Source organism: Curtobacterium sp. MCPF17_051 (genome assembly GCF_003234595.1).
GTDB lineage: Bacteria > Actinomycetota > Actinomycetes > Actinomycetales > Microbacteriaceae > Curtobacterium > Curtobacterium flaccumfaciens.
Genome location: NZ_QKSE01000007.1, coordinates 151,998 through 177,523 on the forward strand (window position 1 = coordinate 151,998; position 25,526 = coordinate 177,523).

Annotated in this window: 20 protein-coding genes; 7 read left to right on the forward strand and 13 right to left on the reverse strand. The window is 70.7% G+C overall.

Features of this window, described 5'->3' with window-relative positions; translation table 11 throughout:
- Positions 1-31: 31 nt before the first annotated feature.
- The 5 genes from dxs to dut form a co-directional block, all read right to left on the reverse strand.
- On the reverse strand, positions 32-1,969 hold the full coding sequence (gene dxs / locus DEJ35_RS07365) for a 1-deoxy-D-xylulose-5-phosphate synthase (protein WP_111192448.1): 1,938 nt from the start codon (positions 1,967-1,969) through the stop codon (positions 32-34).
- Between the two features lie 199 nt (positions 1,970-2,168).
- A complete protein-coding gene (locus tag DEJ35_RS07370; protein ID WP_111192450.1) occupies positions 2,169-5,006 on the reverse strand; it encodes an aconitate hydratase in 2,838 nt (945 codons plus the stop codon).
- 128 nt (positions 5,007-5,134) lie between these two features.
- Complete coding sequence (locus DEJ35_RS07375) at positions 5,135-5,839, reverse strand: DUF3159 domain-containing protein (RefSeq protein ID WP_258370793.1); 705 nt, start codon at positions 5,837-5,839, stop codon at positions 5,135-5,137.
- A gap of 143 nt (positions 5,840-5,982) precedes the next feature.
- Positions 5,983-6,705 (reverse strand): DUF3710 domain-containing protein, encoded by a 723-nt coding sequence (locus tag DEJ35_RS07380; protein WP_232536646.1) that lies wholly within the window; start codon positions 6,703-6,705, stop codon positions 5,983-5,985.
- The gene (dut, locus tag DEJ35_RS07385; protein WP_071403948.1) at positions 6,702-7,193 is read right to left on the reverse strand and encodes a dUTP diphosphatase; all 492 of its coding nucleotides are present in this window, start codon (positions 7,191-7,193) and stop codon (positions 6,702-6,704) included. The genes DEJ35_RS07380 and dut overlap by 4 nt, the downstream gene beginning before the upstream one ends.
- 63 nt (positions 7,194-7,256) lie before the next feature.
- Here dut and DEJ35_RS07390 point away from each other — a divergent pair, with 63 nt between their 5' ends.
- Positions 7,257-7,688, forward strand: coding sequence for a DUF3093 domain-containing protein (locus DEJ35_RS07390; RefSeq protein ID WP_110859581.1), 432 nt, complete (start codon positions 7,257-7,259; stop codon positions 7,686-7,688).
- A gap of 105 nt (positions 7,689-7,793) precedes the next feature.
- Here DEJ35_RS07390 and DEJ35_RS07395 read toward each other — a convergent pair whose 3' ends face one another.
- Positions 7,794-8,093: a DUF4193 domain-containing protein gene (locus tag DEJ35_RS07395; RefSeq protein WP_017886098.1), complete on the reverse strand. Its 300-nt coding sequence runs from the start codon at positions 8,091-8,093 to the stop codon at positions 7,794-7,796.
- A 298-nt stretch (positions 8,094-8,391) separates the two neighbouring features.
- On the opposite strand from DEJ35_RS07395, the gene sepH reads away from it, so the two are divergent.
- Positions 8,392-9,420 carry a septation protein SepH gene (sepH, locus tag DEJ35_RS07400; RefSeq protein WP_181430134.1) on the forward strand — a complete coding sequence of 343 codons (1,029 nt, stop codon included), beginning with the start codon at positions 8,392-8,394 and terminating at the stop codon, positions 9,418-9,420.
- Positions 9,421-9,453: 33 nt separating this feature from the next.
- On the opposite strand, the gene DEJ35_RS07405 is transcribed toward sepH, so the two are convergent.
- Positions 9,454-10,620 (reverse strand): alkaline phosphatase family protein, encoded by a 1,167-nt coding sequence (locus DEJ35_RS07405; RefSeq protein ID WP_181430135.1) that lies wholly within the window; start codon positions 10,618-10,620, stop codon positions 9,454-9,456.
- Between the two features lie 43 nt (positions 10,621-10,663).
- On the opposite strand from DEJ35_RS07405, the gene DEJ35_RS07410 reads away from it, so the two are divergent.
- Complete coding sequence (locus DEJ35_RS07410) at positions 10,664-13,150, forward strand: DNA topoisomerase (ATP-hydrolyzing) subunit A (RefSeq protein WP_110859579.1); 2,487 nt, start codon at positions 10,664-10,666, stop codon at positions 13,148-13,150.
- Between the two features lie 311 nt (positions 13,151-13,461).
- Here the strand turns inward: DEJ35_RS07410 and DEJ35_RS07415 are convergent, their stop codons facing one another.
- Positions 13,462-15,588 (reverse strand): type IIA DNA topoisomerase subunit B, encoded by a 2,127-nt coding sequence (locus DEJ35_RS07415; protein WP_110859578.1) that lies wholly within the window; start codon positions 15,586-15,588, stop codon positions 13,462-13,464.
- Positions 15,589-15,755: 167 nt separating this feature from the next.
- Between DEJ35_RS07415 and DEJ35_RS07420 the strand changes: the two genes are divergently transcribed.
- The gene (locus DEJ35_RS07420) at positions 15,756-15,980 is read left to right on the forward strand and encodes a hypothetical protein (RefSeq protein WP_017886093.1); all 225 of its coding nucleotides are present in this window, start codon (positions 15,756-15,758) and stop codon (positions 15,978-15,980) included.
- Between the two features lie 94 nt (positions 15,981-16,074).
- Here the strand turns inward: DEJ35_RS07420 and DEJ35_RS07425 are convergent, their stop codons facing one another.
- The 5 genes from DEJ35_RS07425 to DEJ35_RS07445 all read right to left on the reverse strand — a co-directional run bounded on the left by DEJ35_RS07425 (position 16,075) and on the right by DEJ35_RS07445 (position 21,970).
- Positions 16,075-16,848, reverse strand: coding sequence for a type 1 glutamine amidotransferase (locus DEJ35_RS07425; RefSeq protein WP_111090884.1), 774 nt, complete (start codon positions 16,846-16,848; stop codon positions 16,075-16,077).
- Positions 16,845-18,104 carry a MurT ligase domain-containing protein gene (locus DEJ35_RS07430; protein ID WP_111090885.1) on the reverse strand — a complete coding sequence of 420 codons (1,260 nt, stop codon included), beginning with the start codon at positions 18,102-18,104 and terminating at the stop codon, positions 16,845-16,847. The genes DEJ35_RS07425 and DEJ35_RS07430 overlap by 4 nt, the downstream gene beginning before the upstream one ends.
- Positions 18,105-18,110: 6 nt before the next feature.
- Positions 18,111-19,370 carry an RNA polymerase sigma factor gene (locus DEJ35_RS07435; RefSeq protein ID WP_027465462.1) on the reverse strand — a complete coding sequence of 420 codons (1,260 nt, stop codon included), beginning with the start codon at positions 19,368-19,370 and terminating at the stop codon, positions 18,111-18,113.
- A 193-nt stretch (positions 19,371-19,563) separates the two neighbouring features.
- Positions 19,564-20,883, reverse strand: coding sequence for a nitrate/nitrite transporter (locus DEJ35_RS07440; RefSeq protein WP_111192454.1), 1,320 nt, complete (start codon positions 20,881-20,883; stop codon positions 19,564-19,566).
- 157 nt (positions 20,884-21,040) lie between these two features.
- On the reverse strand, positions 21,041-21,970 hold the full coding sequence (locus DEJ35_RS07445) for a proteasome assembly chaperone family protein (protein WP_111090887.1): 930 nt from the start codon (positions 21,968-21,970) through the stop codon (positions 21,041-21,043).
- 76 nt (positions 21,971-22,046) lie between these two features.
- Between DEJ35_RS07445 and DEJ35_RS07450 the strand changes: the two genes are divergently transcribed.
- The 3 genes from DEJ35_RS07450 to DEJ35_RS07460 all read left to right on the forward strand — a co-directional run.
- Positions 22,047-23,537, forward strand: coding sequence for a leucyl aminopeptidase (locus DEJ35_RS07450; protein ID WP_110859573.1), 1,491 nt, complete (start codon positions 22,047-22,049; stop codon positions 23,535-23,537).
- A gap of 156 nt (positions 23,538-23,693) precedes the next feature.
- Positions 23,694-25,067, forward strand: coding sequence for a dihydrolipoyl dehydrogenase (gene lpdA / locus DEJ35_RS07455; RefSeq protein WP_027465458.1), 1,374 nt, complete (start codon positions 23,694-23,696; stop codon positions 25,065-25,067).
- A gap of 73 nt (positions 25,068-25,140) precedes the next feature.
- On the forward strand, positions 25,141-25,526 hold a 386-nt coding region (locus tag DEJ35_RS07460; RefSeq protein ID WP_284731126.1), incomplete at its 3' end, for a biotin/lipoyl-containing protein.

The following is a 25,526-nucleotide window of genomic DNA, read 5'->3' on the forward strand; positions in this document are numbered from 1 at the left end:
GGACCTGACCGGACCGGACCGGGCCGAGCCGTCAGCGGTCGGACGCCGCGGACTCGCGGGACCGCGCGGGCTTCGCCTGCGGCAACTTCGTCCCGACGACCTGGTCGATGACGTCGCGGGCGATGGCCTGCGCCGTCAGCCCCGCGTCGGCGAGGATCTGCGATCGCGTCGCGTGGTCGATGAACGCGTCGGGCAGCCCGAGCTCGTTCACCCCGGTGTCGACCCCGGCGGCCCGCAGGTCCTGCCGCAGCCGGGTCCCGACACCGCCGACCCGGACGCCGTCCTCGATGGTGATCACGAGCCGGTGCGTGCGCGACAGCTCGATCAGCGACACCGGGATCGGCACCACCCAGCGCGGGTCCACGACGGTGACGCCGATGCCCTGCGCCTCGAGCAGCGCCGCGGCCTCGAGTGCCACCGGCACCATCGACCCGACGGCGACGAAGAGCACGTCCTCGACGTCGTCCGCGGCGGCGTGCAGGACGTCCACACCATCGGAGAGACGACGGACCGCGGGGATGTCCGGTCCGACCTGCCCCTTCGACCACCGCAGCACGGTGGGGGCGTCGTCGACGGCGATCGCCTCGCGGAACTCCTCGCGAAGGGTCGCAGCATCGCGGGGCGCGGCGATCCGGATCCCCGGCACGACCTGCAGCAGCGCGAGGTCCCACATGCCGTGGTGCGAGGGGCCGTCCGGGCCGGTGATCCCGGCACGGTCGAGCACGAACGTCACGCCGGCCCTGTGCAGGGCGACGTCCATCAGCACCTGGTCGAACGCGCGGTTCAGGAACGTCGCGTAGAGCGCCACGACCGGGTGGAGACCGCCGTAGGCGAGGCCCGCGGCGGTCGTCACGGCGTGCTGCTCGGCGATACCGACGTCGTAGACCCGGTCGGGGTGCTGCTCCTGGAACAGGTGGAGCCCCGTCGGCCGGAGCATCGCCGCCGTGATGGCGACGATCCGAGGATCCGAGGCGCCGGCTTCGGCCAGGGAAGACGCGAACACGGACGTCCACGACGGACCCGACGCGGCGTCGAGCGACTCCCCGGTCGCCGGGTCGATGTGCCCGACGGCGTGGAACTGGTCGGCCTGGTCGCGCAGGGCGGGCTCGAAGCCGTGGCCCTTCTCGGTGATCGCGTGCACGATCACGGGAGCGCCGTACTCCTTGGCCTGCCGGAGCGCCGCCTCCATCGCCTGCTGATCGTGCCCGTTCACCGGGCCGATGTACTTGATGTCGAGGTTCGAGTACAACGCCTCGTTGTTCGTCAGCCGCGACAGGAAGCCGTGCAGGCCCCCGCGCATGCCTCGGTACACCGCACGACCCGGAGCGCCGAACCGCGCCGCCACGGCCTGCGTGCCCTCGTACAGGGCCCGGTACTCGCGGCGGGTGCGCACGGAGCTCAGGAACCGCGCCATGCCACCGATCGTCGGGGCGTACGAGCGGCCGTTGTCGTTGACGACGATGACCAGGCGACGGTCGTTGTCATCGGAGATGTTGTTGAGCGCCTCCCACGTCATGCCGCCGGTGAGCGCACCGTCCCCGACCACCGCGACGACGGTGCGGTCGGTCTGCCCGGTCTGCCCGAACGCGCGGGAGATGCCGTCGGCCCACGACAGCGACGACGATGCGTGCGAGGACTCGACGATGTCGTGCTCGGACTCCCTCCGCTGCGGGTAGCCGGCGATGCCGCCGCGTTCGCGCAGCTTCGAGAAGTCCTGGCGCCCCGTGACGAGCTTGTGCACGTACGACTGGTGCCCGGTGTCGAAGACGAACGGGTCGTTCGGCGAGTCGAACACGCGGTGCATCGCGAGCGTCAGCTCCACGACGCCCAGGTTCGGCCCGAGGTGCCCACCGGTCTTCGCGACCTCGGCGACCAGGAAGCGTCGGATCTCGGCGGCGAGGTCGGTCATCTGCGCGTCGGAGAGACGCTTCAGGTCGCGCGGCGACGTGATGCTGGCGAGCAGGCTCACGGGCGCTCCTTTCGTGGGGCTGTCGGGCCACTCTATTCTCGTGCGCTCCCATTCAACCGACCTCGCAGGCTCGGTCGGCGCTGGCACCGCGCGCCGCTGGCGCGTCGCATCACGCGGAGCGCGCGGGAGGCGCGGTGCCAGCTGGCACCGCGCCTCCAGGCCGGTCGTCGGTCGCGTCAGCGGCCCGTGCGCACGACGCTCAGACGAGCGAGCGGAGCACGTACTGCAAGATGCCGCCGTTGCGGTAGTAGTCGGCCTCGCCGGGGGTGTCGATGCGGACGACCGCGTCGAACTCGATCGGCTGCTTGCCGGCCGGCGAGTGCTCGCTCGGCGTCGCGGTGACGTGCACCGTCTTCGGGGTGCTGCCCTCGTTCAGCTCGGTCAGCCCGGAGATCGAGACGACCTCGGTGCCGTCGAGCCCGAGGGACTCGACCGTCTCGCCCGCCGGGAACTGCAGCGGGACGACGCCCATGCCGATCAGGTTCGAGCGGTGGATCCGCTCGAAGCTCTCGGTGATGACCGCACGGACACCGAGCAGGTTCGTGCCCTTGGCGGCCCAGTCACGGGACGAGCCGGAGCCGTACTCCTTGCCACCGAAGATGACGAGCGGGATGCCCTGCTCCTGGTAGTGCTGCGAGGCGTCGTAGATGAACGACTGCGCACCGTCCGGCGTCGTGAAGTCACGGGTGTAGCCGCCCTCCACGCCGTCGAGCAGCTGGTTGCGCAGACGGATGTTCGCGAACGTGCCGCGGATCATGACCTCGTGGTTGCCGCGACGCGAGCCGTAGGAGTTGAAGTCCTTGCGGTCGACGCCGTGCTCGGCGAGGTACTGGCCGGCGGGGCTGTCGGCCTTGATCGAACCGGCCGGCGAGATGTGGTCGGTCGTGACCGAGTCGCCGAGCTTCGCGAGCACCCGGGCGCCGGAGATGTCCGACACCGCGTCGGGCTGCATCGTCATGCCCTCGAAGTACGGGGGCTTCCGGACGTAGGTCGACTCCTGGTCCCACTCGAAGGTGTCGCCGGTCGGGGTCGGCAGGTTCTTCCAGCGGTCGTCGCCCTCGAACACGGAGCCGTACTCGTGGGTGAACATCTCGGTGTCGATCGACTCGTCGATGACCTGCTGCACCTCGGCCGCGTCGGGCCAGATGTCGGTCAGGTAGACGTCGTTGCCGTCCTGGTCGGTGCCGAGGGCGTCCTTGTCGAAGTCGAAGTGCATCGACCCGGCGAGGGCGTAGGCGATGACCAGCGGCGGGGACGCCAGGTAGTTCATCTTGACGTCGGGGTTGATCCGGCCCTCGAAGTTGCGGTTGCCCGAGAGCACCGCGGTGACGGCGAGGTCGTTGTCCTGCACGGCCTGCGAGATCTCCTCGGGCAGCGGACCCGAGTTCCCGATGCAGGTGGTGCAGCCGTAGCCGACCGTGTAGAAGCCGAGCTGCTCGAGGTAGGTGGTCAGACCGGCCTTCTCGTAGTAGTCGGTGACGACCTTCGACCCGGGCGCGAGGGTGGTCTTCACCCAGGGCTTCGCGGTGAGGCCCTTTTTCGCGGCGTTCCGGGCGAGGATGCCCGCGGCCATCATGACCGACGGGTTCGACGTGTTCGTGCACGACGTGATCGCGGCGATCGCGACGGCACCGTGGTCGATCGTGAACGGGTCGCCGTCGGCGATGGCGACCGAGGTCGGCTTCGAGACGGTGCCGGGCGCGCTCGATGCGTGCACGGGTACCTCGGACCCGGGGGCGTCCTGCAGGTCGTCCACGGCGTGCTCGTCGCCGGGGCCCGCGGCCACCGGGTCGGACGCCGGGAACGTGTCGGCGACGGCCTTGTCCTCTTCGCTGTGGTCGATGCTCGCGTAGTTGGCGAGGTCGACCTCGAACTGGTCCTTGGCCTTCGACAGCTCGATGCGGTCCTGCGGACGCTTCGGGCCCGAGATGGACGGCACGACCGTGGAGAGGTCGAGCTCCATGTACTCGGAGTAGTTCGGCTCGACCGAGGCGTCGTGCCACAGCCCCTGGGTCTTGGAGTACGCCTCGACCAGGGCGATCTGCGCCTCGTCGCGACCGGTCAGCCGCAGGTAGTCCAGCGTGACGTCGTCGACCGGGAAGATCGCTGCCGTCGAACCGAACTCGGGCGACATGTTGCCGATGGTGGCGCGGTTGGCGAGCGGGACGGCGCCGACGCCCTCGCCGTAGAACTCGACGAACTTGCCGACGACGCCGTGCTTGCGGAGCTCCTGCGTGATGGTGAGCACCACGTCGGTCGCGGTCACGCCGGCCGGGATCTCACCCGAGAGCTTGAAGCCGACGACCTTCGGGATGAGCATCGACACGGGCTGCCCGAGCATCGCGGCCTCGGCCTCGATGCCGCCGACGCCCCAGCCGAGCACGCCGAGGCCGTTCACCATCGTGGTGTGCGAGTCGGTGCCGACCAGGGTGTCCGGGTACGCGTAGGTCTCGCCGTCGAAGTCACGCGTGTAGGTGACCTTCGCCAGGTACTCGATGTTCACCTGGTGGACGATGCCGGTGCCCGGCGGGACGACCTTGAAGTCCTCGAACGCGGTCTGGCCCCAGCGGAGGAACTGGTAGCGCTCACCGTTCCGCTCGTACTCGAGGTCGGTGTTGCGCTGCAGGGCATCCGTGCTGCCGAACAGGTCGGCGATGACGGAGTGGTCGATCACCATCTCGGCCGGGGACAGCGGGTTGATCTTGTTCGGGTCGCCGCCGATGTCCGCCATGGCCTCGCGCATGGTGGCGAGGTCGACGATGCACGGCACACCCGTGAAGTCCTGCATGACGACGCGCGCCGGCGAGAACTGGATCTCGGTGTCGGGCTCCGCGTCGGGCCGCCAGGAACCGAGCGCCCGGATCTGTCCCTCGGTGACGTTCTTGCCGTCCTCGGTGCGGAGGAGGTTCTCGAGCAGCACCTTCAGGCTGTAGGGCAACTTCTCGTGCCCGGGAACCGAGTCGATCCGGTGGATCGCGTAGTCGACACCCCCAACCGACAGTGTGTCCTTCGAGCCGAAGCTATTGACTGCAGCCACCGTGCCGCCTCCCTACTGATCGGTTTGCCCTCATCCTCGCGGGCCGTGGACCGTCCCACCAGCAAGGCAAACCTAATCCCGAGAACGCGTGCGCGCCCTGCGAGAACTATCTTGATGTCGAGAGAACTCTACACCGGGGCGACGTCGTCGCGTCGGACGAACACGGTGCGGACCAGCAGCCACGTCACCCAGAGCACCGCCGCGTACAGCGGCACGCCGAGGATGAGCTTCAGCCCGGCGAGCAGTTCAACCTGCGCCGTCAGGTACAGCGGGACCTCCACCGCGAGCCGGACCGCGAACAGCCCGACCCAGATCCAGGTGGCGACCGTCAGCACGCGGCGCTTCACCGGGTCGGCGCGCCAGTCGACGTGCGAGCCGTCCTCGTTCGCCGGCAGCAGGAAGCCGACGACGAGCCCGATGAGCGGCCAGCGGATCGCCAGCGTGATCAGCAGCCCGACGAGCCAGACGGCGTTGATGACGATCCCGGGGATGAAGTTGCTCTCCGCGCGGCCGGTGATGAGCGCGAGGCCGGCCGAGACCGCGACGCCGAGGATGCCCGCGAACGACATCGTCACCGACTGCCGCTGCAGCAGCCGGAGCACCACGAAGACCAGGCCGACCGCCACCGGGATCACGACGCTCGGCACGAGCTCCTTGGTGATCGCGTAGACGACCAGGAACGCGAACCCGGGCAGCACCGACTCGGCGAGCCCGCGCACCCCGCCGACCGCGCCGAGCAGCGCCCGGCCGGACGGTGCCTCACCGGGTGCCACGCGCGCGATGCCGGCGTTCTGCACGGCGTCGCGGAACTGCGCGGAGAAGGACGGCGCCACCGACGGCTCGGCCGCCGGTGGCGCAGCCGGCACCGCCGACGGCTCAGCCGCCGGTGCAGCGGGGTGGGAGCCAGCCGTCTCGGGTCGTGGGGTGTCGTCGTGGTCCGGCACCGGGCCTCCAGGCGGGGTTGGTCGTCAGTCGGTCAGATCGCGGTCTGCGTCGACTTGGGCATGTGCAGCGGGATGAGGTCGCGCGGCGGCATCGGCGTCGTGCCGCGCACGACGACGACGCTGCGGAACAGCTCCTCGATCTCGCTCGCGTCGTCGGGCTGCTCGGCGGCCTTGCCGGCGATCACGCCGCGCAGGAACCAGCGCGGGCCGTCGACGCCGACGAAGCGGGCAGGGCGGGAGCCGGCGGTGCCGCCGTCGCCGTCCACGGCGACCGGGACGGACGCGCGGAGCTCGGGACCGAACGGGCCGTCGACCTCGGTCACGACCCCGCCCTGGCGCTCGATCTGCTCGGCGATCTGGGCGCGGATCTCGTGCCACAGACCGGTGGACCGGGGCGCCGCGAACGGCTGGACCTGCAGCGTGGACTCGTCGTAGTCGAGCCCGACCGCGACGACGCGCTGCGAGCCCTCCTCGACCTCGAGGCGCAGGTGCAGGCCCTCGCGCGGGAGCACCTTCACCCCGCCCAGGTCGACGTAGGGGCGGACCAGGTTCGCCTCGGTCTCGTCGTGGGGGCCGTTCTCGGCCCGGTCCTCCGGAGCGGACTTGTCCGTCGGGGCGACCGCGTCGACCTCGTCGAGGTCCGCGTCGGCATCCGTCGCGATGTCGACCTCGGGGGACGTGTCCGCGACCTCGATGTCGTCGGTGACGGCGTCCGCCACCTCGACCTCGTCCCGCTTGCGTCGGCCGAACTTCATGCGCGCGTTCCTTCCTGAGCGTCTGCGGCGGCACCGGTCACGGCGTCGCTCCGGTCACCGTAGCCCGACGAGCCGAACCCGCCCTGTCCGCGGACGCTGTCCGGCAGGTCGTCGACCCGGGTGTAGGTCACCTGCGGCACCGGCATCACGATCAACTGGGCGATGCGGTCGCCGACGTGCACCTCGTACGGTTCCGTCTGGTCGGTGTTGAGCAGGGCGACCTTGATCTCCCCGCGGTAGCCGGAGTCGACGGTGCCGGGGCTGTTCACGATCGTGATGCCGTGCTTCGCCGCCAGGCCGCTCCGCGGGACCACGAACGCGGCGTACCCCTCGGGCAGCGCGATGCGCAGACCCGTGGCGGCCAGGTGTCGCTCCCCCGGCTGCAGCACGAAGGCCTCGGTGGAGACGAGATCGGCACCCGCGTCGCCGGGGTGGGCGTGGCCGGGAGCGTGCTCCCCGGTCCAGAGGACGTCGACTGGTTCGGTCACGTGACGAGGGTAGTGCAGCCGTGACCGTTCCGTGACCTCGCTCGCTCGTGATCGAATGGACCCGTGACCCTGTACCGCGAACGACTCTGGGCCCCGCCCGCCCTCTACCTGGCGACGGCGCTCGTCATCCCCGCCACCCTGCTCGTCTTCCTCCCCATCAGCGTCCTGGCCGGCGTCCTCGTGGCGATCGGGATGGAGCTCGGGGTCCTGGTCCTCCTGTGGGCACTCGCACCCACCATCGAGGTCACCGACACCGAGTTCCGCGCGGGCAAGGCCCACCTCCCCCGCACGCTCGTCGGCACGACCGAGGCGTTCGAGGGCGCAGCGGCCACCGAGCAGCGCGGGCCGGCACTCGACGCCCGCGCGTGGACGCTCTTCCGCGGCTACGTCCGCGGCGTCGTCAAGGTCGAGGTGCGCGACGACGCCGACCCGACGCCCTACTGGCTGGTCAGCGTCCGGCACCCCGGCAAGGTCGTCGAGGCGCTGCGGTCCTGACGAACCACGACCAACGGCCTGGAGGCGCGGCTCGGCCCCGCCTCGCAGCACACGACGAAGGCCCCGCATCCCTGGAGGATGCGGGGCCTTCGCTGATCGTTGCGTCTAGAGCGAAGCGCACTCCGCGCAGACCGGTCCGAGCTTCGACTCGTGGTCGAGCTGGGAGCGGTGCTTCACGAGGAAGCACTCGACGCAGGTGAACTCGTCGACCTGCGGGGGCAGCACCACGACGTCGAGGTCGACGTCGCTGAGGTCCTGCCCGGCGAGTTCGAAACTGCCGGGGTTGTCGGAATCATCGTCGACGACCCCCGACATCTTGTCGGGAACGCGCTCCTTGAGGGCCTCGATCGACTCCGAGTCGGAGTTGTCGTCGGTCTTCCGGGGGGCGTCGTAATCGGTGGCCATGCCCATCCATTTCTCGTATCGAGAGGTCGTCGCCGGGTGATCGGCGGCGACAGTTTGCACCACGCCCCGCCAGAGCGCAAACCGAGTGCTGCGGCGGGTCGTGCTGGCTGTGCAACCCACGACCGGAACCGGACATTCCCGACACCCGTTGCCGGAGTGCCGCGTCCTCGCGATCGGCCGTGCGGATGTCCGCGGCACGCCCGTGCGCCTCCCCGGAAACCGCCAGTCGCCCCTGCATACTCACGGGGTACGACAGCAGGACCGTACGCGACGCTGGGAAGGCGGAACCATGCAAGACGTGAGAGTCATCGGAGTCGAGTCCGGCGCACTCCTCCTGGCGACCGACGGCGGCACCGAGTTCCGGTTGCCCGTCACGTCGTCGCTGGCAGGACAGGTGCGCCAGGCGAACCCCGACGCCGGTCCGCAGAAGCGGGTCTCCCCCAAGGACGTCCAGGCACGCATCCGTGGCGGCGCCGACGCCGCCGACGTGGCCGCCGCGCTCGACGTCGACGTCGAGTACGTCCGCCGCTTCGAGGGGCCGGTCCTCGCCGAGCGCGCCTTCATCCTCGACGCCTCGCACCGCGTGCCGGTCACCCCGGTCGACGACGAGTCCCCCGACACCTTCGGCCCCGCGATCACCGCGAAGCTCGAGGCCGGAGAGGCCACCGCGATCACCTGGGGCTCCTGGAAGCACCCGGAGAGCGGTTGGCAGGTCCGCGTCCGCTACACCGCGGGCGAGGTCGAGCACGACGCCCAGTGGCACTTCGACCCGAAGACCTCGACCCTCGCGCCGGACAACGGTGACGCCCACCGGCTGTCACACACCGACGACGAGGGCATCGCCCCGCGCCTGCGTGCGGTCGAGTTCGAACAGCAGGACGACGACGGCACCCGCTTCGACTCCGGCGCCTTCCGCGTCGACGAGCCGGAGCAGCCGGCCGCCGAGCCCGAGCCGTCCCAGCACGCGCCGCTCCGTGCACCGCTGCCCCGCATCGGCCAGGCCGCTGTAGAAGAGCGCGCTCCCGGCAACGAGACCGCCGACCTGCTCGAGGCGCTGCGCCGTCGCCGCGGTGAGCGCGAAGCAGCGTCCTTCGGCGAACAGCGCGACGAGCCCGCCCGCGGTACCTCCATCAGCGTCGTCGACATCCCGCTGCAGGGCTTCGAGGACGGCGGGGCGCACGACACCGCACCGCAGTCCGCCGACGCCCGTCCGGCGTCGGCGCCGGAGTCCGAGAGCCGCGGCGAACGCAAGAAGCGCAACCGCCGCTCGATGCCGAGCTGGGACGAGATCGTCTTCGGCACCCGTCCGGACGACGACCCCGCCTGATCCGCACGCCAACCGACCGTTGGCGCTGACGTCCTAGAGGGCGAACGCGCCGGCGAGCCGGAGCGGCACGATCGTCTCCTCGTCGGTCATCGCGCCGTGCTGGCCGATCATGCGCTTCGGCGTCTCGTCCTCGCGCAGGGCACGGTCGTCGTTGAACGCCCACGAGCCGCGCGCCACGACGAGCACGTCACCGATGCGCGGCAGCACCTGGTCGGACACGTGCCCGAACCACCCGGCCTCGATCGCCTCGGCACGGCTGGCGACGTAGGCCTTCTTGCCGTAGCGCGCCCGGAACGCGCCGACGAGGGCGCGGACGTCGGTGCCCGGTGCGACGGTGAGCTGGCGGCAGCGCGGGTCGCCCGCGATGCCGACGACGTCGGTGAGCAGCAGCGGGTCGATGGCGATGTTCGCGTGGTCCGGCACGTCGAGCACACCGTGGTCCGCCGTCACCAGGACCCCGACGTCGTCGGCGCCGCGGGCGTCGAGCCGGGCGAGTTCCCCGTCGAGCAGCTCGAGGGCGGCCGTCCACCGGTCGGACTGCCAGCCGTACTTGTGCCCGATCGAGTCGAGCTCCGGCACGTACAGGTAGACGAGCGAGCGGCCGGTGGTGGTCTCGGCCAGTGCGGCGTCCACGCGCTGCGGAACGGTGTCCGCCGACACGTACCGAGCGCCGCCGAGCACGTTCGCGGTCATCCCGGACGAGCGGTACCGGTCCGGCCCGACGACGACGGGGTCGAGCCCGAGCTCCGCGGCCCGGGTGAACAGGGTCCGGGTCAGGAACCAGTCCGCGGGGACCTCGGTGTCCCAGCCGCCCAGCAGGTTCATCACGGCACCGGTGTCCGGGTTCCAGCCGCTGTAGCCGACGATGCCGTGGGTGCCGGGCGAGCGGCCGGTGGTCAGGGTGCTCAGGGCGGCCGCGGTCGTCGTCGGGAACCCGCTCCGCAGCTTCTTCGCGGTGCCGGTGCCCTTCGCGCCGGTCAACCAGCGGGCGTGCCCGGCGCGCGCCGCCAGCGCGGCGGAACCGAGGCCGTCGACCAGCACGACGATCGCCGCGCGGGCGGGGCGGAGGGTGATCCGGGCCTCCAGGCCGTCGTTCCGCAACCACGCGTCGTCCGCAGCGCCGAGCGCCACGAGGCAACTCGGGAAGACGTCGGCGAGGTTCGCGACGGCGTCGGGGGCCGTCGGTACGCTTGTTCCCATTCCACGAGTCTTCCAGACGACTCCGGTTCTCCAGAAAGGTGCCATGGCACGCACGGACGTAGTCGGCCTGCCCGACGGTGAGCGCATCGAGGACGTCGACGTCTCCGAGGAGATGCAGGGCTCCTTCCTCGAGTACGCGTACTCCGTCATCTACTCGCGGGCGCTGCCCGACGCCCGCGACGGCCTGAAGCCGGTGCAGCGTCGCATCCTGTACCAGATGGCCGAGATGGGGCTGCGGCCCGACCGCGGACACGTCAAGAGCGCCCGCGTCACGGGCGAGGTGATGGGCAAGCTGCACCCGCACGGCGACGGCGCGATCTACGATGCGTTGGTCCGCATGGCCCAGCCGTTCACGATGCGTGTGCCGCTCGTCGACGGCCACGGCAACTTCGGCTCCCTCGACGACGGTCCCGCAGCAGCCCGGTACACCGAGGCCCGGCTGGCCGAACCGTCGATGGCGATGACCGAGGGCCTGGGCGAGGACGTCGTCGACTTCGTCCCGAACTACGACAACCAGATCATGCAGCCGGGTGTCCTGCCTGCGGCGTTCCCGAACCTGCTCGTCAACGGCGCCTCCGGCATCGCGGTCGGCATGGCGACGAACATGGCGCCGCACAACCTCGGCGAAGTGGTCGAGGCCGCGAAGCACCTGCTCATGAACCCGCAGGCCAGCCTCGAAGAGCTCATGGAGTTCGTGCCCGGCCCCGACCTGCCGTCCGGCGGCACGATCGTCGGGCTCTCCGGGGTCCGCGACGCCTACGCCACCGGCCGCGGCTCGTTCCGCACCCGCGCGAAGGTGAGCGTCGAGAACCTCACCCCGCGCAAGGTCGGGCTCGTCGTCACCGAGCTGCCCTACCTGGTCGGCCCCGAGCGTGTGATCGAGAAGATCAAGGACGGCGTCCAGTCCAAGAAGCTCGTCGGCATCTCCGACGTCAACGACCTGACCGACCGCAACCACGGGCTCCGGCTCGTCATCGGCATCAAGAGCGGGTTCAACCCCACCGCCGTGCTCGAGCAGCTGTACAAGCACACCCCGCTCGAGGACGGCTTCGGCATCAACAACGTCGCGCTGGTCGGCGGGTCGCCCCGCACCCTCGGGCTGCGCGAGCTGCTCGACGTCTACGTGCAGCACCGGCTCGACGTCGTCACACGCCGGTCGCAGTACCGGTTGGCGCGGCGCAAGGAACGGCTGCACCTGGTCGAGGGCCTGCTCATCGCGATCCTCGACATCGACGAGGTCATCCAGGTCATCCGCACCTCCGACGACTCCGAGGCGGCGCGCAACCGCCTGCGTGACGTCTTCGACCTGTCCGAGGTACAGGCGGAGTACATCCTCGAGCTGCGCCTGCGCCGCCTGACGAAGTTCTCGCGGATGGAGCTCGAGGCCGAGCGCGACCAGCTGCTCGCCGACATCGCCGCCCTCGAAGAACTGCTGGCGTCCGACGAGCGACTCCGCGCGCAGGTCGCCCTCGAGCTGACCGAGGTGTCCGACAGGTTCGCCACCCCGCGCCGCACGCTGCTCACCGAGGCCGACGCCCCGGTGAAGGGCGGTCGGAAGGCCGCGGTCGACCCGGAGTCCCTGCAGATCGCCGACTCCCCCTGCCGCGTGCTGCTCTCGACCACCGGACGGCTCATCCGGGTCGACATCCCGACGTCGGAGCTCGGCATCGTCCGCGTACCGAAGCGCTCGAAGCACGACGCCGTCCGCTCCGCCGTGGTGAGCACGGTGCGGGGGCAGATCGGCGCGATCACCTCGACCGGGCGGGTCCTCCGGCTCTCCCCCGTCGACGTCCCCGCCGTGCCGCCCGCGGCGGTCCGACTCGACGCCGGCGTCCGGGTCACCGACTTCCTTGCGCTCACCAAGGGCGAGACGGTCGTGGCGATCGTCGACCTGTCCGGCGCGTCGTCGGACTCGCTGGCGATCGGCACCGCACACGGCGTCGTGAAGCGCGTCGTGCCGGGTGCGTGGCCCGACAAGCCGGAGTTCGTCGCGATCGGCCTGAAGCCCGGCGACCACGTGGTCGGCGCGGCCCAGGCGCCGGAATCGGACGACCTCGTGTTCATCAGCTCCAACGCGCAGCTGCTGCGGTTCCCGGCGTCCGTCGTCAGGGCGCAGGGGCTGCCCGCCGGTGGTGTGGCCGGCATGGCCCTCGCCGACGGCGCCTCGGTGATCTGGTTCGGCTCGGTCGCACGCTCCGACGACGCCGTGGTCGCCACGGTGTCCACCACCTCGACCGCGCTGCCCGGCACCGACGCCGGTCGCGCCAAGGTCTCCGCGCTGTCGGAGTTCCCGGCGAAGGGCCGTGCCACCCAGGGTGTCCGGGCGCACGCGTTCCTGAAGGGCGAGGACGGGCTCACCGTGGGATGGGCGGGCATCGCGCCGCCGCACGCCGTCGGCACCGACGGCGCCGCACGGACCCTGCCCGACTGGCTGTCGAAGCGCGACGGGTCGGGCGCCCCGCTCGAAGCGGTCATCGGCTCGATCGGCGGCAGCGCCGCGACGCTCGACGGCACCGCCGGCGAGGCGTAGGCGCGCGCCGGCGTCCGCCACCGGCCGTCCGCCGACGGCCGCCGGCTGTCCGCGAGGTGTCGCGGACGCGGCGCCGTTTCGCGCTGAGCGACACCTCACGGACCGGCGGCCGCGTGGACTGTCGCTCGGCGCGTGACGTCGTGGCCTGGAGGCGCGGGGCGGCGCCGCCCCGGGCCTCCCGTCCGCCGTCACCGTGTCGCGGACGCGGCACCGTTTCGCGCTGAGCGACACCTCACGGACCGGCGGCCGCGTGGACTGTCGCTCAGCGCGTGAGCACGCCAGGCCGCTGCGCGGCCCGGGCGGGCGACGCGCTACGCGTCGATGCGGTCGCGGTCCAGGCCTTCGCCGGCCAGGATGAACTCCTTGCGCGGCGCCACGTCGTTGCCCATGAGCAGCTCGAACACCTTCGCGGCACCCTCGGCATGGGTCACGTTCACCCGGCGCAGAGTTCGGTGCGCGCGGTCCATCGTGGTCTCCGCCAGCTGGTCCGCGTCCATCTCGCCGAGGCCCTTGTACCGCTGGATCGGCTCCTGGTACTTCTTGCCCGTCTTCTCGAGCTTCTTCAGCACCGTCTGCAGCTCCTGTTCGGAGTACGTGTAGAGCGTGTCGTTCGGCTTGCCGCGGTTCACCACGACGACGCGGTGCAGCGGCGGCACGGCTGCGAAGACCCGGCCCTGCTCGATCATCGGCCGCATGTACCGGAAGAACAACGTGAGCAGCAGCGTGCGGATGTGGGCGCCGTCGACGTCGGCGTCCGACATGATGATGATCTTGCCGTAGCGGGCCTGGTCGATGTCGAACGTGCGGCCCGAACCGGCACCGATGACCTGGATGATCGACGCGCACTCGACGTTCGAGAGCATGTCCGACACGGACGCCTTCTGCACGTTGAGGATCTTGCCGCGGATCGGCAGCAGCGCCTGGTACTCGCTGTTGCGGGCGAGCTTCGCGGTGCCCAGGGCCGAGTCACCCTCGACGATGAAGAGCTCCGTGCCCTCGGTCTCCTGCGAGCGGCAGTCGGCGAGCTTCGTGGGCAGCGAGGAGTTCTCGAGCGCGTTCTTGCGGCGTTGCGTCTCCTTGTGTGCCCGCGCCGAGATGCGGGTCTTCATCTCGGACACGACCTTCTCGAGCAGGGCCGCCGACTGTGCCTTCTCGGTGCGCTGCGTCGAGGTGAGGATCTCGGTGATGCGCTTCGACACCACCTGGTCGACGATCTTCCGGACCGCCGGGGTGCCGAGGATCTCCTTCGTCTGCCCCTCGAACTGCGGCTCGGGCAACCGCACGGTCAGCACGGCGGTCATGCCGGCGAGGACGTCGTCCTTGTCGAGCTTGTCCTGCCCGACCTTGAGCTTGCGGGCGTTCGCCTCGACCTGGGCGCGGACGGCCTTGACGACGCCCGACTCGAAGCCGGCCTGGTGGGTGCCGCCCTTCGGCGTCGCGATGATGTTGACGAAGCTGCGGAACACGGTCTCGTAGCCACTGCCCCAGCGGAGCGCCAGGTCGACCTCGCACTCGCGCTCGACCGAGGTGGAGACCATGTGGCCCTTGTCGTCGAGCATCGGCACGGTCTCGGTGAAGGTGCCGGTCCCCTGCACGCGCCAGACGTCGGTGAGCGGGCTGTCGACGGCGAGGTGCTCGACGAACTCGCCGATCCCGCCCTCGTACCGGAAGCGCTCCACCACCGGCCCGGCGGCCACGGTGGTGCCCGTCGCCTCGGCCCGGGCGGCTGCGGCGTCGATCGACGCCGCGCGCTCGTCGGTGATGGTGATGCCGAGCCCGGGCACGAGGAACGCGGTCTGCCGTGCACGGGTCACCAGGTCGTCGGTGCTGAAGCGGGCGTCGGCGGTGAAGATCTGGCGGTCCGCCCAGTAGCGGATCCGGGAGCCGGTGACGCCCTTCTTGACCTTGCCGACGACGCGCAGCTCGCTGCCCGAGGTGAAGGGCGCGAACGGTGCGTCCGGGCCGATGCCCTTGCTGTCGTCGAAGGTGCCGGGCTCGCCCCGGTGGAACGACATGGCGTAGGTCTTGCCGCCCCGGTCGACCTCGACGTCGAGGCGCTCCGACAGCGCGTTCACGACCGAGGCGCCGACGCCGTGCAGGCCGCCCGAGGCCGCGTAGGACCCCGAGCCGAACTTGCCGCCGGCGTGCAGCTTGGTGAACACGACCTCGACCCCGGTCAGGCCGGTCTTCGGTTCGACGTCGACGGGGATGCCCCGGGCGGTGTCCCGGACCTCGACCGAGCCGTCGGCGTGCAGGACGACACCGATCTCGTCACCGTGTCCCGCGAGGGCTTCGTCGACCGAGTTGTCGATGATCTCCCACAGGCAGTGCATGAGGCCCCGCGAGTCCGTCGAGCCGATGTACATGCCCGGCCGCTTCCGGACCGCCTCGAGCCCTTCGAGGACGGAGAGATGGCGTGCGGAGTAGTCGGAGCTCACCGTCGGAGTTTACCGAGCGGCACCGACAGCACCGTGTGGACACTCGCACTGGGGCCAAGCGATCCGCGCTGAGCGAAACAGGCCCCGACAATGCGTCGCTCTCAGGGATCACGTGTTGAAATGGTGCAACCACCCGGCACCACCTGCGATCCGTGAGGAGCACAGCAATGACCCAGACCGTGCAGGACCCCTCCATCGACGAAGTCAGCAACCACCAGCTGACCGCCGCCGACCGTTGCGACAGCTGCGGGGCGCAGGCCTACATCCGAGCCACCATGTCGAGCGGCGAGCTCTACTTCTGCGCCCACCACGGCGCCGAGTTCAAGGACAAGCTCGCGGCGACCGCCATCGAGTGGCACGACGAGAGCAGCCGACTCTACGAGTCGAAGTAGTCGCGACCGACACAGGGATAGGAGGCGCGGTGCCAGCTGGCACCGCGCCTCCTGTCTTTGCGTGGTCGCGTTCGACGTCCGCAGCGAGCGGCCGTCAGGCGATGCGCTTGAACGCCTTGTCGACGTAGCGGTCGACGGTGGCGCGCGCTTCGCGTGCGTAGCGGTCGATCGTCGCCGTCTGCTCCGCGTCCGGCGCGTACTCGCGGCCCAGCCGCGCGGTCGCTGCGGCGAGGACACCGTCGGTCAACTGCGGGTTGAGCGGCAGGACCGGGCCCTGGGTGTGCGTGCCGAAGGAGTTCCCGACGATCGCGCCCTCGACCGGGGAGCCGGCCTGGTTGCCGCCGCCGGAGACGACATCGGCGAAGGGCGTGATCCCGGCTGCGAGCTCGATGCGGGTCGCGTGGTCCTCGAAGCCCGCCAGGCGGTTCGAGGCTCCGGCGAGCAGCGGGTACCGGGTCTCGAGCACGAAGTAGTTCACACGGCGCTCGGCACCGCGGACGGCACGGGCGTCGAACACCCCGAAGCCCGCGACCGGCACGCCCTCGGCCGGCACGACCTCGTTCGTCGCGAGGTCGAACCCACCGCCGACGGCGAGCACCGGCACACCGTCGGTCGCGAACGCACGGAGCGTTCCGCCGATGCGTGTGACGTCGTCGCCCAGGGAACGCATCGCGCTGAGCGGTCCGTTGCCGATCACGACGACGTCCGCCGTGGTCGGAAGCTCGTCACCGGGCGCGTACTCGAGGACCTGTGTCTCGATGCCCGCGGCGGCCGCACGGCGGACCAGGGCCGCGACGTTGCCACGGTCGCCCGAGACGCCCATCTGCCGGGGGTAGACGTGCAGGATGGTCAACCGGTCGGCCGTCATGCGGTCTTCTCCATGTCCGGGTGGCCGAGGGCCTTGCGGGCGATCATCATGATCTCGTAGTTGACGATGAAGTTCTTCGTCCCGCGGGTCGTCGAGCCGAGCTGCTCCATGTGCTCGATCGCTGCTTCGACGTCGGGCTCGACCCGGCCGATGCGGACACCGGCGTGCTCGAGCGCGATCGCGATCTGCCACGCCTTGTCACCGGAGACGACGTCCACGTGGTCGAGCTTCGAGAAGTCGATGTCGTAGATCCAGGAGATGTCGGGCGTGCCCTCGTCGATCGCCATGAGGACCTGCTCGGGCTGGTCCGGCAGGGCGTCGAGGTTGAGCTGCAGGCTCGCGGCGTTCTTGAACATCGTGAACTCGGCGGACTCACCCGCGATGGGGAGTCGCTCGCCACGGCCGTACGCGGGCTTCATCGTGCCGAAGGCCTTGGTCACGGCGTCGGCGCGGAACTGCGCGCCGAGGGCCGCACTCGCCGTCGCGGTGGCCGCGGCGGCGTCGACCGCGTAGTGCAGGCCGCGGGCGGGCAGCCGGACCGGGATCTCGGCACCGTCGAAGCGGATCGTCGCGCCGTCGCCCGTGTGGGCCACGACCTCGGCGTCGGCGGTGTGCTGGGCACGGTCGCCGGCGTCGAACGAGTCGGCGTTCTGCAGGCCGTTCGGCGCCGCGGCGATGACCTCGTCGCTCGCACCGAACCGCAGGACGCGCTGCCCGGGGGTGCCCGTGTAGCCGTCGAGGAACTGGTCGTCGTGGTTCGTGATGACGTTCGCCGTCGACAGTGCGGCGGTGTCGAGCATCATCGTCGCCACGCGCTCGGTCTCGAAGAACCGGTACAGCTGGTCGACCTGCACGTTGAGCATCGTCACCGTCGAGGGCGACAGGATGCCGGCGAGCTCGACGGCGAAGGCCTCGTCGACCTCGAGGATGCCGATGTCGGCCTTGAGCCGGCCGGTCAGCGAGACCTCGGACAGCAGGGCCGACGCGATGCCCTGCGGCAGGTTGGCGCCGGACGGGTTCGTGAAGACCCGCAACCCGTGGGCCCGGACGATGTCGGAGATCATGTGCGTCGTCGTCGACTTGCCGTTCGAGCCGAGCACGAAGACGACGCCGTTCGGGAACTGCTTCGTCACGTGCTGCAGGAAGTCCGGCACGAGCTTGAGCACGATGTACCCGGGGTAGGCGGACCCGCCGCCCCGCGCACGGGCGAGGGCGCGGAGGATCCGCCCGATCAGGATCGGGATGAAGAAGCGCATGCCGGCTTACTCGAGGTAGTCGCGCAGCGACTGCGACCGCGACGGGTGGCGGAGCTTCGCCATCGTCTTGGACTCGATCTGACGGATGCGCTCACGCGTCACGCCGAACGTGTCACCGATCTGGTCGAGCGTCTTCGGCTGGCCGTCACCGAGGCCGAAGCGCATGCGGATGACGCCCGCCTCGCGCTCGGACAGGGAGTCGAGCAGGCTCTCGAGCTGCTTCTGCAGCATCGTGAAGCCCACCGCGTCGGCCGGTACGACCGCCTCGGTGTCCTCGATGAGGTCACCGAACTCCGAGTCGCCGTCCTCGCCCAGGGGCGTGTGCAGCGAGATCGGCTCGCGGCCGTACTTCTGCACCTCGACGACCTTCTCCGGGGTCATGTCGAGCTCGCGGGCGAGCTCTTCCGGAGTGGGTTCGCGACCGAGGTCCTGCAGCATCTGCCGCTGGACGCGGGCGAGCTTGTTGATGACCTCGACCATGTGCACCGGGATGCGGATGGTGCGGGCCTGGTCGGCCATGGCACGGGTGATGGCCTGACGGATCCACCACGTCGCGTAGGTCGAGAACTTGAAGCCCTTGGTGTAGTCGAACTTCTCGACCGCACGGATCAGACCCAGGTTGCCCTCCTGGATGAGGTCCAGGAACTGCATGCCACGACCGGTGTACCGCTTCGCGAGCGAGACGACCAGGCGGAGGTTCGCGCCGAGCAGGTGCGACTTCGCACGCTGTCCGTCTCGCGCGACCCAGCGCAGTTCACGCTCGGCGGGCTTCGAGAGCCCCGTCGCGTGCTGCAGCTTGTCCTCGGCGAACAGGCCGGCCTCGATGCGCATGGCGAGCTCGACCTCCTGCTCGGCGTTGAGCAGGGCGACCTTGCCGATCTGCTTCAGGTAGTCCTTCACCGGGTCGGCGGTGGCACCCGTGATGGTCGTCGAGTAGACCGGCGCCTCGTCGTCGTCGGTCTGCGAGATGACGAGCGCACCGGCGGCGACCGCTGCAGCGGCGTCCGGCTTGGCCGTCTTGTCGTCGGTGTCGTCGGCCTCGTCGGTCGGCTCCTCGACGGGCTCGTCGGAGGCGATCGCCTCGTCGACGGCGTCGGTCTTCTTCGCCTTGGGCGCCGCCTTCTTGGCGGGCGCCTTCTTGGCGGGGGCCTTCGTGGCGCGCTTCTTCGGCGCTGCGGTGCCCTCGGTGTCCGTGGCGTCCTCTGCCACAGCGCCCTCGGGCTCGGTGTCCTTCGTGGGATCGATCGTCGTGCTCCGGGCAGCCATGCGATCACCTCTCTCGTCGTGCCACGTTCGTGGGGTCGTGGCCTCCCTCGCCGCCCAGGTCCCGCGCCGCAGTCCCCCGCGTCGTACGAGTCCTACCGTTCCGGGCAGCACTAGGACCCATGTCAAGTCCCCCGAGTTCACCGGCGCACCGAAGTGTTCCGACAGACAGGGGTCCCGAACGGGTCCGTGATCATTATTGCACGTGCCGCTTCCGCAGGCGTGCAACGAGTGCAACCCAGAGTGGCCCGACGCGTATTCCCTCTTCCGAGTGCAGCACGCGGCGGGTCCGACGGCGGGCGTGCAGGAGCATCCCGACGCCGAAACCGACCACGACGTACTGCACCGTGAGGGCGATCCGGAAGTTCTCCCAGGCGAACACCGTGGTGCCGGTGGCCCGTGCGGCCGCGTCGAGCACGACGCCGATCAGGTACATCATCACGAAGGCCGCCAGGAACCCACCGACGTTCACCACTCCGTTCGCCGAGCCGAGCGAGCCGACCGGGTTGAAGGTCCGGGCGAAGTCGAAGCCGATGAGCGAGCCGGGCCCGCCGATCCCCATCGCGACGACGAGCAGCACGAGCAACCACGTCGGTGGGTGCCCGGGCCAGAGCAGGATCGCCGTCCAGAGCACCGCGAGCAGGACGACCACGCCGAGCACCAGGTTCGACCGGCGCATCGGGAACCGCGCGCAGAGCACGCCGAGCACCGGACCGGCGACGAACCCGACGACCACGATGATCGTGAGGAACCCAGCCGCCGCACCCGGGGAGTACCCGAGCCCCCGGAGCATCGGGACACCCCACAGCAGTGAGAACACCGTGCCCGAGGACTGGGTGACGTAGTGCGACCAGAACCCGAGCTGTGTGCCCGGGCGGCGGAGCGCGTGCCCGAACGTGCTGAACGCGGCACCCCACGAGTGCGGCAGCGGGATCGTGTCCGTCCGCACCGGCACGGGACCGTTCCGCACGAAGACCGCTGCGAGCACCAGACCGACAGCGCTGGCCGCGGCCGCGACGCCGAACGCCGGGGTCCAGCCCACCGTGTGCAGGAGCACCGCGAACGGGAACGCCGACAGGATCTGGCCGATCTGCCCGAGGTTGCCCGTCCACTGCGAGATCTGCGGCAGGATCCGGCCGCTGAACCACATCGGCACCAGTCGGATCACCGAGATGAAGGTCATCGCGTCGCCGGCGCCGACGAGCACCCGCCCCGCGATGGCCGGCCCGATCGACGGGGACACGGCGACGATCGCCTGTCCGATGACCAGCAGCGCGGCTCCGAGGAGCACCAGCCGGCGCGGGCCCACGCGGTCGAGGGCGATCCCCACCGGGATCTGCAGCCCCGCGTAGACGGCGATCTGCACCACGGCGAGGGTCGACAGGACGGCGGCGGAGACGGCGAACCGGTCCTGCGCATCGACACCGGAGACCCCGAGCGAGGACCGCTGCACCACGGCGAGGACGTACGCGAGGACCGCGACACCCCAGATCAGGAAGGCACGACGGGAGTTCACCGGACCAGGCTACCGACGCGTCCCCGCGTCGATACGCGACGAGCGTCGTCGACGTGCGTCACGTCGTGCGGGCGACCGGAGGACGGCCTGGAGGCGCGGTGCGGGGCCGCCACGAGCCTCCAGGCCGTCCTGAGGGGACGTCCGGATCCCGCGACCGTCAGTCGGTCGCGTCGCCCTGGGTGCGCCGGTCGGCCAGGAAGCGCTCGAGCTCCGCCGCGATCGCGTCCGCGGTCGGTACTTCACCGTCGACGCCGGTGAGCGGCGAGGCGACGGGGTTGCCCTCCATGTAGGTGTCGTGCCGCTCCTCGAGCACGGAGACGAGTCGCTGCAGCTCGGCGTTGCCGGCGACCTGCTCGTCGACGCGCGTGAGGAACTCGCGACCCGACTCGCGCAGGGCGTCCGTCGGGAAGATGAGCCCGGTCGCGGCGGCGATGCCGGACAGCGCTGCGACGGCGGCGTCGGGGAACTCGGTGTCGGACAGGTAGTGGGGCACGAGCAACACCAGCCCCGTGACCTGCGCGCCCGTCTCGGCGAGGCGGTGCTCGACCAGGTGCAGGACGTTCGCCGGCGCCTGGGTCTCGGGCTTCCAGACGCTCATCTGCTCGACGAGGTCGGCCCGGGTGCCGGAGACGGTGAGGCTGATCGGACGGGTGTGCGGGACCGGCATCGGGATGGACTGCACCCACGTGGTGTCAGCCACCTGCAGGTCGTCGGCGAGCCCGGTGACGGCGCGGACGAAGCGGTTCCACTGGAAGTCCGGCTCGTAGCCCGACAGGAACAGGAACGGCTGGCCGATCTCGTCGCGCACCAGGTGCAGGGCCAGACGGGGCGGCTCGACGGCGCTGATGTGGTCGTGCTCGAAGGTGATGACCGGGCGACGGGCCCGCCAGTCGAGCAGCACGTCGGGGTCGAACTCGGCGACGAGCTCGGTGTCGAGGTCCTCGAGGATCGAGTTCGTCACCTGCGCGACGGCCGAGCCGGCATCGGCGAAACCGGTCAGCCCGGCGACCAGGTGCAACCCTGCCGGCACGGTCGGTGCGTCCGCGTCGAACGTGTAGAGCTCCTCGGGGTGGTTCACCGTCCCCATGCTAGGCGGGGCCTCCGACGTCCCCGGTGCGCGACGACCACGCCGACAGCGAACAGGCCGTCGGTAGGGTTGGAGCATGGTCCGACCGACGCTCTCCACCACCAGTTCACCCCCCGAGACCACCACCGCCGACGTGCTCGTCGTCGGGGTCCGTCCGGGCTCGTCCGGCGAGGCCGACAGCGCCGCTGTGCTCGCCCCCACCGCGCTGGGGACGATCGACGCCCTCGCCGACCTCGACCTCGCCGCGATCGGGGTCACCGGGGCGAAGGACCAGCTCGTCCGCCTGCCCGCCACCGGCGTCGGTGCGAAGTCGGTCGCGCTGATCGGGCTCGGGTCCGCCACGGGTGCAGCGGCGATCCGCGCGGCCGCCGGCAGCGCCGTCCGCCAGCTCCCCCGGGTGGACTCGATCACGCTCGCCCTGCCGACCGACTCGGCCGAGCTCGTCGACGCCGCGCTCGAGGGCGCAGCACTCGGCGCGTACGCCTTCACACGGCACAAGGGCACCGGCACCAAGGCCCCGGCCCGCGGCGACCAGCGCATCGAGGTCCTCGCACCCGCCGACGTCGCCGCCGACGCCGCCGTGCGCCCCGCGATCGTCGCCGACGCCGCGTCGCTCGTGCGCGACCTCGTGAACACCGCCGCGGGCGACCTCGGGCCGCAGGACGTCGCCGACGTCGCGACCGGGTTCGCCTCGGACCTGCCGCTCACCGTCGAGGTCCTCGACGAGCAGGCGCTCGAGGAGCAGGGCTTCGGCGGCATCCTCGGCGTCGGCCGCGGTTCGGCGCGTCCCCCGCGCCTGGTCGTCGTCCGGTACGCGCCCGAGTCCGCCACGAAGCACCTCGCCCTCGTGGGCAAGGGCATCACCTTCGACTCGGGCGGACTCTCGCTCAAGCCCGCGGCGTCGATGCTCGGCATGAAGACCGACATGACCGGTGCCGCCACGGTGCTCGCCGCGACCGTCGCCGCCGCCCGCCTGGGACTGGACGTGCGCGTGACCGCGTGGCTCGCCCTCGCCGAGAACATGCCCTCCGGCACCGCGACCCGCCCGGGCGACGTCCTGACGCTGAAGAACGGCACCACGGTCGAGGTCACGAACACCGACGCCGAGGGCCGCCTGGTGCTCGGCGACGGGATGGCCGCCGCATCGCTCGAGCAGCCCGACGCGCTCGTCGACGTCGCCACGCTGACGGGTGCCCAGGTCGTCGCGCTCGGCGACCGCACCACCGGCCTGATGGGCAGCGACGACCTCGTCGCGAAGGTCCGTGCCGTCGCCGAGGGCGTCGCGGAGCCGATCTGGCCGATGCCGCTGCCCGAGGAGCTCGAGGCCCGGCTGTCCAGCGACGTCGCCGACATCGTCAACGCCACGGTCGGCAACCCGGCCGGCGGCATGCTGCTCGCGGGCAAGTTCCTCGAGCGCTTCGCCGGCGAGGGTGTCCCCTGGGCGCACCTCGACATCGCGGGTCCGTCGGAGAACAAGGGCGGCGGGTACGCCTGGTTGGGCAAGGGTGCGACGGGCGTGATGGTCCGGACGCTCATCGCTCTCGCAGAAGACCTCCAGTCCGAGTAGTAGGTTTGGTACCGGTGGGAACGGCGCACCGACGCGCCTCCCACCGGTACTGCACGGGACGGGACCGGAACCACGCGGTCCGACCGTCGGACGCCGCCCTCCGCGGTGTCCACGTAGGGCCCGATCGGCCCGACACGCACGAGGGAGTTGCACCAGGTGACGGAACAGACTTACGACGTCGTTGTCCTCGGTGGCGGGAGTGGTGGGTACGCCGCTGCGCTCCGGGCCGCCGAACTCGGCATGAGCGTCGCGCTCATCGAGGGCGACAAGCTCGGAGGGACGTGCCTGCACCGCGGCTGCATCCCGACCAAGGCGCTGCTGCACGCCGCCGAGATCGCCGACGGCACGCGTGACGCCGAGAAGTACGGCGTCATCGCGGAGTTCGCCGGTGTCGACGTGCCCAAGGTGATCGACTACCAGCAGGGCGTCATCAACTCCAAGTACAAGGGCCTGCAGGGCCTGATCAAGGCCCGCGGCATCACCGTGGTCGAGGGCTGGGGTCGCCTGACCTCGCAGAACACCGTGCAGGTCGGCGACCAGACCGTCACCGGCAAGAACATCGTGCTCGCGACCGGCTCCTACTCGAAGTCCCTGCCCGGGCTCGAGATCGGCGGCCGCGTGATCACCTCCGAGACCGCGCTCCGCATGGACTACGTCCCGAACAAGGTCGTCATCCTGGGCGGCGGCGTCATCGGCGTCGAGTTCGCCAGCGTCTGGAAGTCCTTCGGCGCCGAGGTCACCATCGTCGAGGGCCTGCCGCACCTGGTCCCCGCCGAGGACGAGTCGATGTCGAAGCAGCTCGAGCGCGCGTTCCGCAAGCGCGGCATCGAGTTCTCGCTCGGTGTCCGGTTCCAGGGCGTCGAGCAGCACGAGAACGGCGTCGTCGTCACGCTGGAGGACGGCAAGACCTTCGACGGTGACGTCCTGCTCGTCGCCGTCGGCCGTGGCCCGGTCACGCAGAACGTCGGCTACGACGAGGTCGGCGTGGCGATGGACCGCGGGTTCGTCACCACGAACGAGCGTCTCGCCACGAACATCCCGAACGTCTACGCCGTCGGCGACATCGTCCCCGGCCTGCAGCTCGCGCACCGCGGCTTCCAGCAGGGCATCTTCGTCGCCGAGGAGATCGCCGGCCTCAACCCGGTGGTCATCGAGGACAAGAACATCCCGAAGATCACCTACTCCGACCCCGAGGTCGCGTCGGTCGGGCTCTCGCAGGCCAAGGCCGAGGAGCAGTACGGCGCCGACAAGGTCGACTCGTACGAGTACAACCTGGCCGGCAACGGCAAGAGCCACATCATCGGGACCTCCGGCTCCGTCAAGGTCGTGCGCGTCGTGGACGGCCCCGTCGTCGGGGTCAGCATGATCGGTGCCCGCGTCGGCGAGCTCATCGGCGAAGCCCAGCTCGCCGTGAACTGGGAGGCCTACCCGGAGGACATCGCTCCCCTGGTGCACGGTCACCCGACCCAGAACGAAGCCCTCGGCGAGGCGTTCCTGCACCTCGCGGGCAAGCCGCTGCACGCGCTGTGACCGGCACCGGTCCGCGCACTGTGACAATGACACCAACAACCACTGCAATCCCCCGCGAAGAGGAGTCCACCCGATGAGCGAATCCGTCAACCTCCCGGCGCTCGGCGAGAGCGTCACCGAGGGCACGGTGACCCGATGGCTGAAGAACGTCGGTGACCGGGTCGAGGTCGACGAGCCGCTGCTCGAGGTCTCGACCGACAAGGTCGACACCGAGATCCCGTCGCCGATCGCCGGTGTCGTCGAGGAGATCCTGGTGCAGGAGGACGAGACCGTCGAGGTCGGCACCGCCCTCGTGAAGATCGGTGACGGCTCCGGCTCGTCCGATGGCGGTTCGGACTCGTCCGACTCCGGCGCCGACGACGCGAACGCCGCCGCTGCCGACGCCGAGGAGCCCGAGGCCGCTCCGAGCACGGAGCAGGAGGCCGAGACCCCCGCACCCGAGCCCACGGAGCCCGAGCC

What these genes read in the sequence shown, in the direction of transcription:
- DEJ35_RS07380 (WP_232536646.1), bottom strand. Translation starts at nt 6,705, where the DNA reads ATGAAGTTCGGCCGACGCAAGCGGGACGAGGTCGAGGTGGCGGACGCC.
- DEJ35_RS07395 (WP_017886098.1), bottom strand. Translation starts at nt 8,093, where the DNA reads ATGGCCACCGATTACGACGCCCCCCGGAAGACCGACGACAACTCCGAC.
- DEJ35_RS07405 (WP_181430135.1), bottom strand. Translation starts at nt 10,620, where the DNA reads ATGGGAACAAGCGTACCGACGGCCCCCGACGCCGTCGCGAACCTCGCC.
- DEJ35_RS07410 (WP_110859579.1), top strand. Translation starts at nt 10,664, where the DNA reads ATGGCACGCACGGACGTAGTCGGCCTGCCCGACGGTGAGCGCATCGAG.
- DEJ35_RS07420 (WP_017886093.1), top strand. Translation starts at nt 15,756, where the DNA reads ATGACCCAGACCGTGCAGGACCCCTCCATCGACGAAGTCAGCAACCAC.
- DEJ35_RS07425 (WP_111090884.1), bottom strand. Translation starts at nt 16,848, where the DNA reads ATGACGGCCGACCGGTTGACCATCCTGCACGTCTACCCCCGGCAGATG.
- DEJ35_RS07430 (WP_111090885.1), bottom strand. Translation starts at nt 18,104, where the DNA reads ATGCGCTTCTTCATCCCGATCCTGATCGGGCGGATCCTCCGCGCCCTC.
- DEJ35_RS07435 (WP_027465462.1), bottom strand. Translation starts at nt 19,370, where the DNA reads ATGGCTGCCCGGAGCACGACGATCGATCCCACGAAGGACACCGAGCCC.
- DEJ35_RS07445 (WP_111090887.1), bottom strand. Translation starts at nt 21,970, where the DNA reads ATGGGGACGGTGAACCACCCCGAGGAGCTCTACACGTTCGACGCGGAC.
- DEJ35_RS07450 (WP_110859573.1), top strand. Translation starts at nt 22,047, where the DNA reads ATGGTCCGACCGACGCTCTCCACCACCAGTTCACCCCCCGAGACCACC.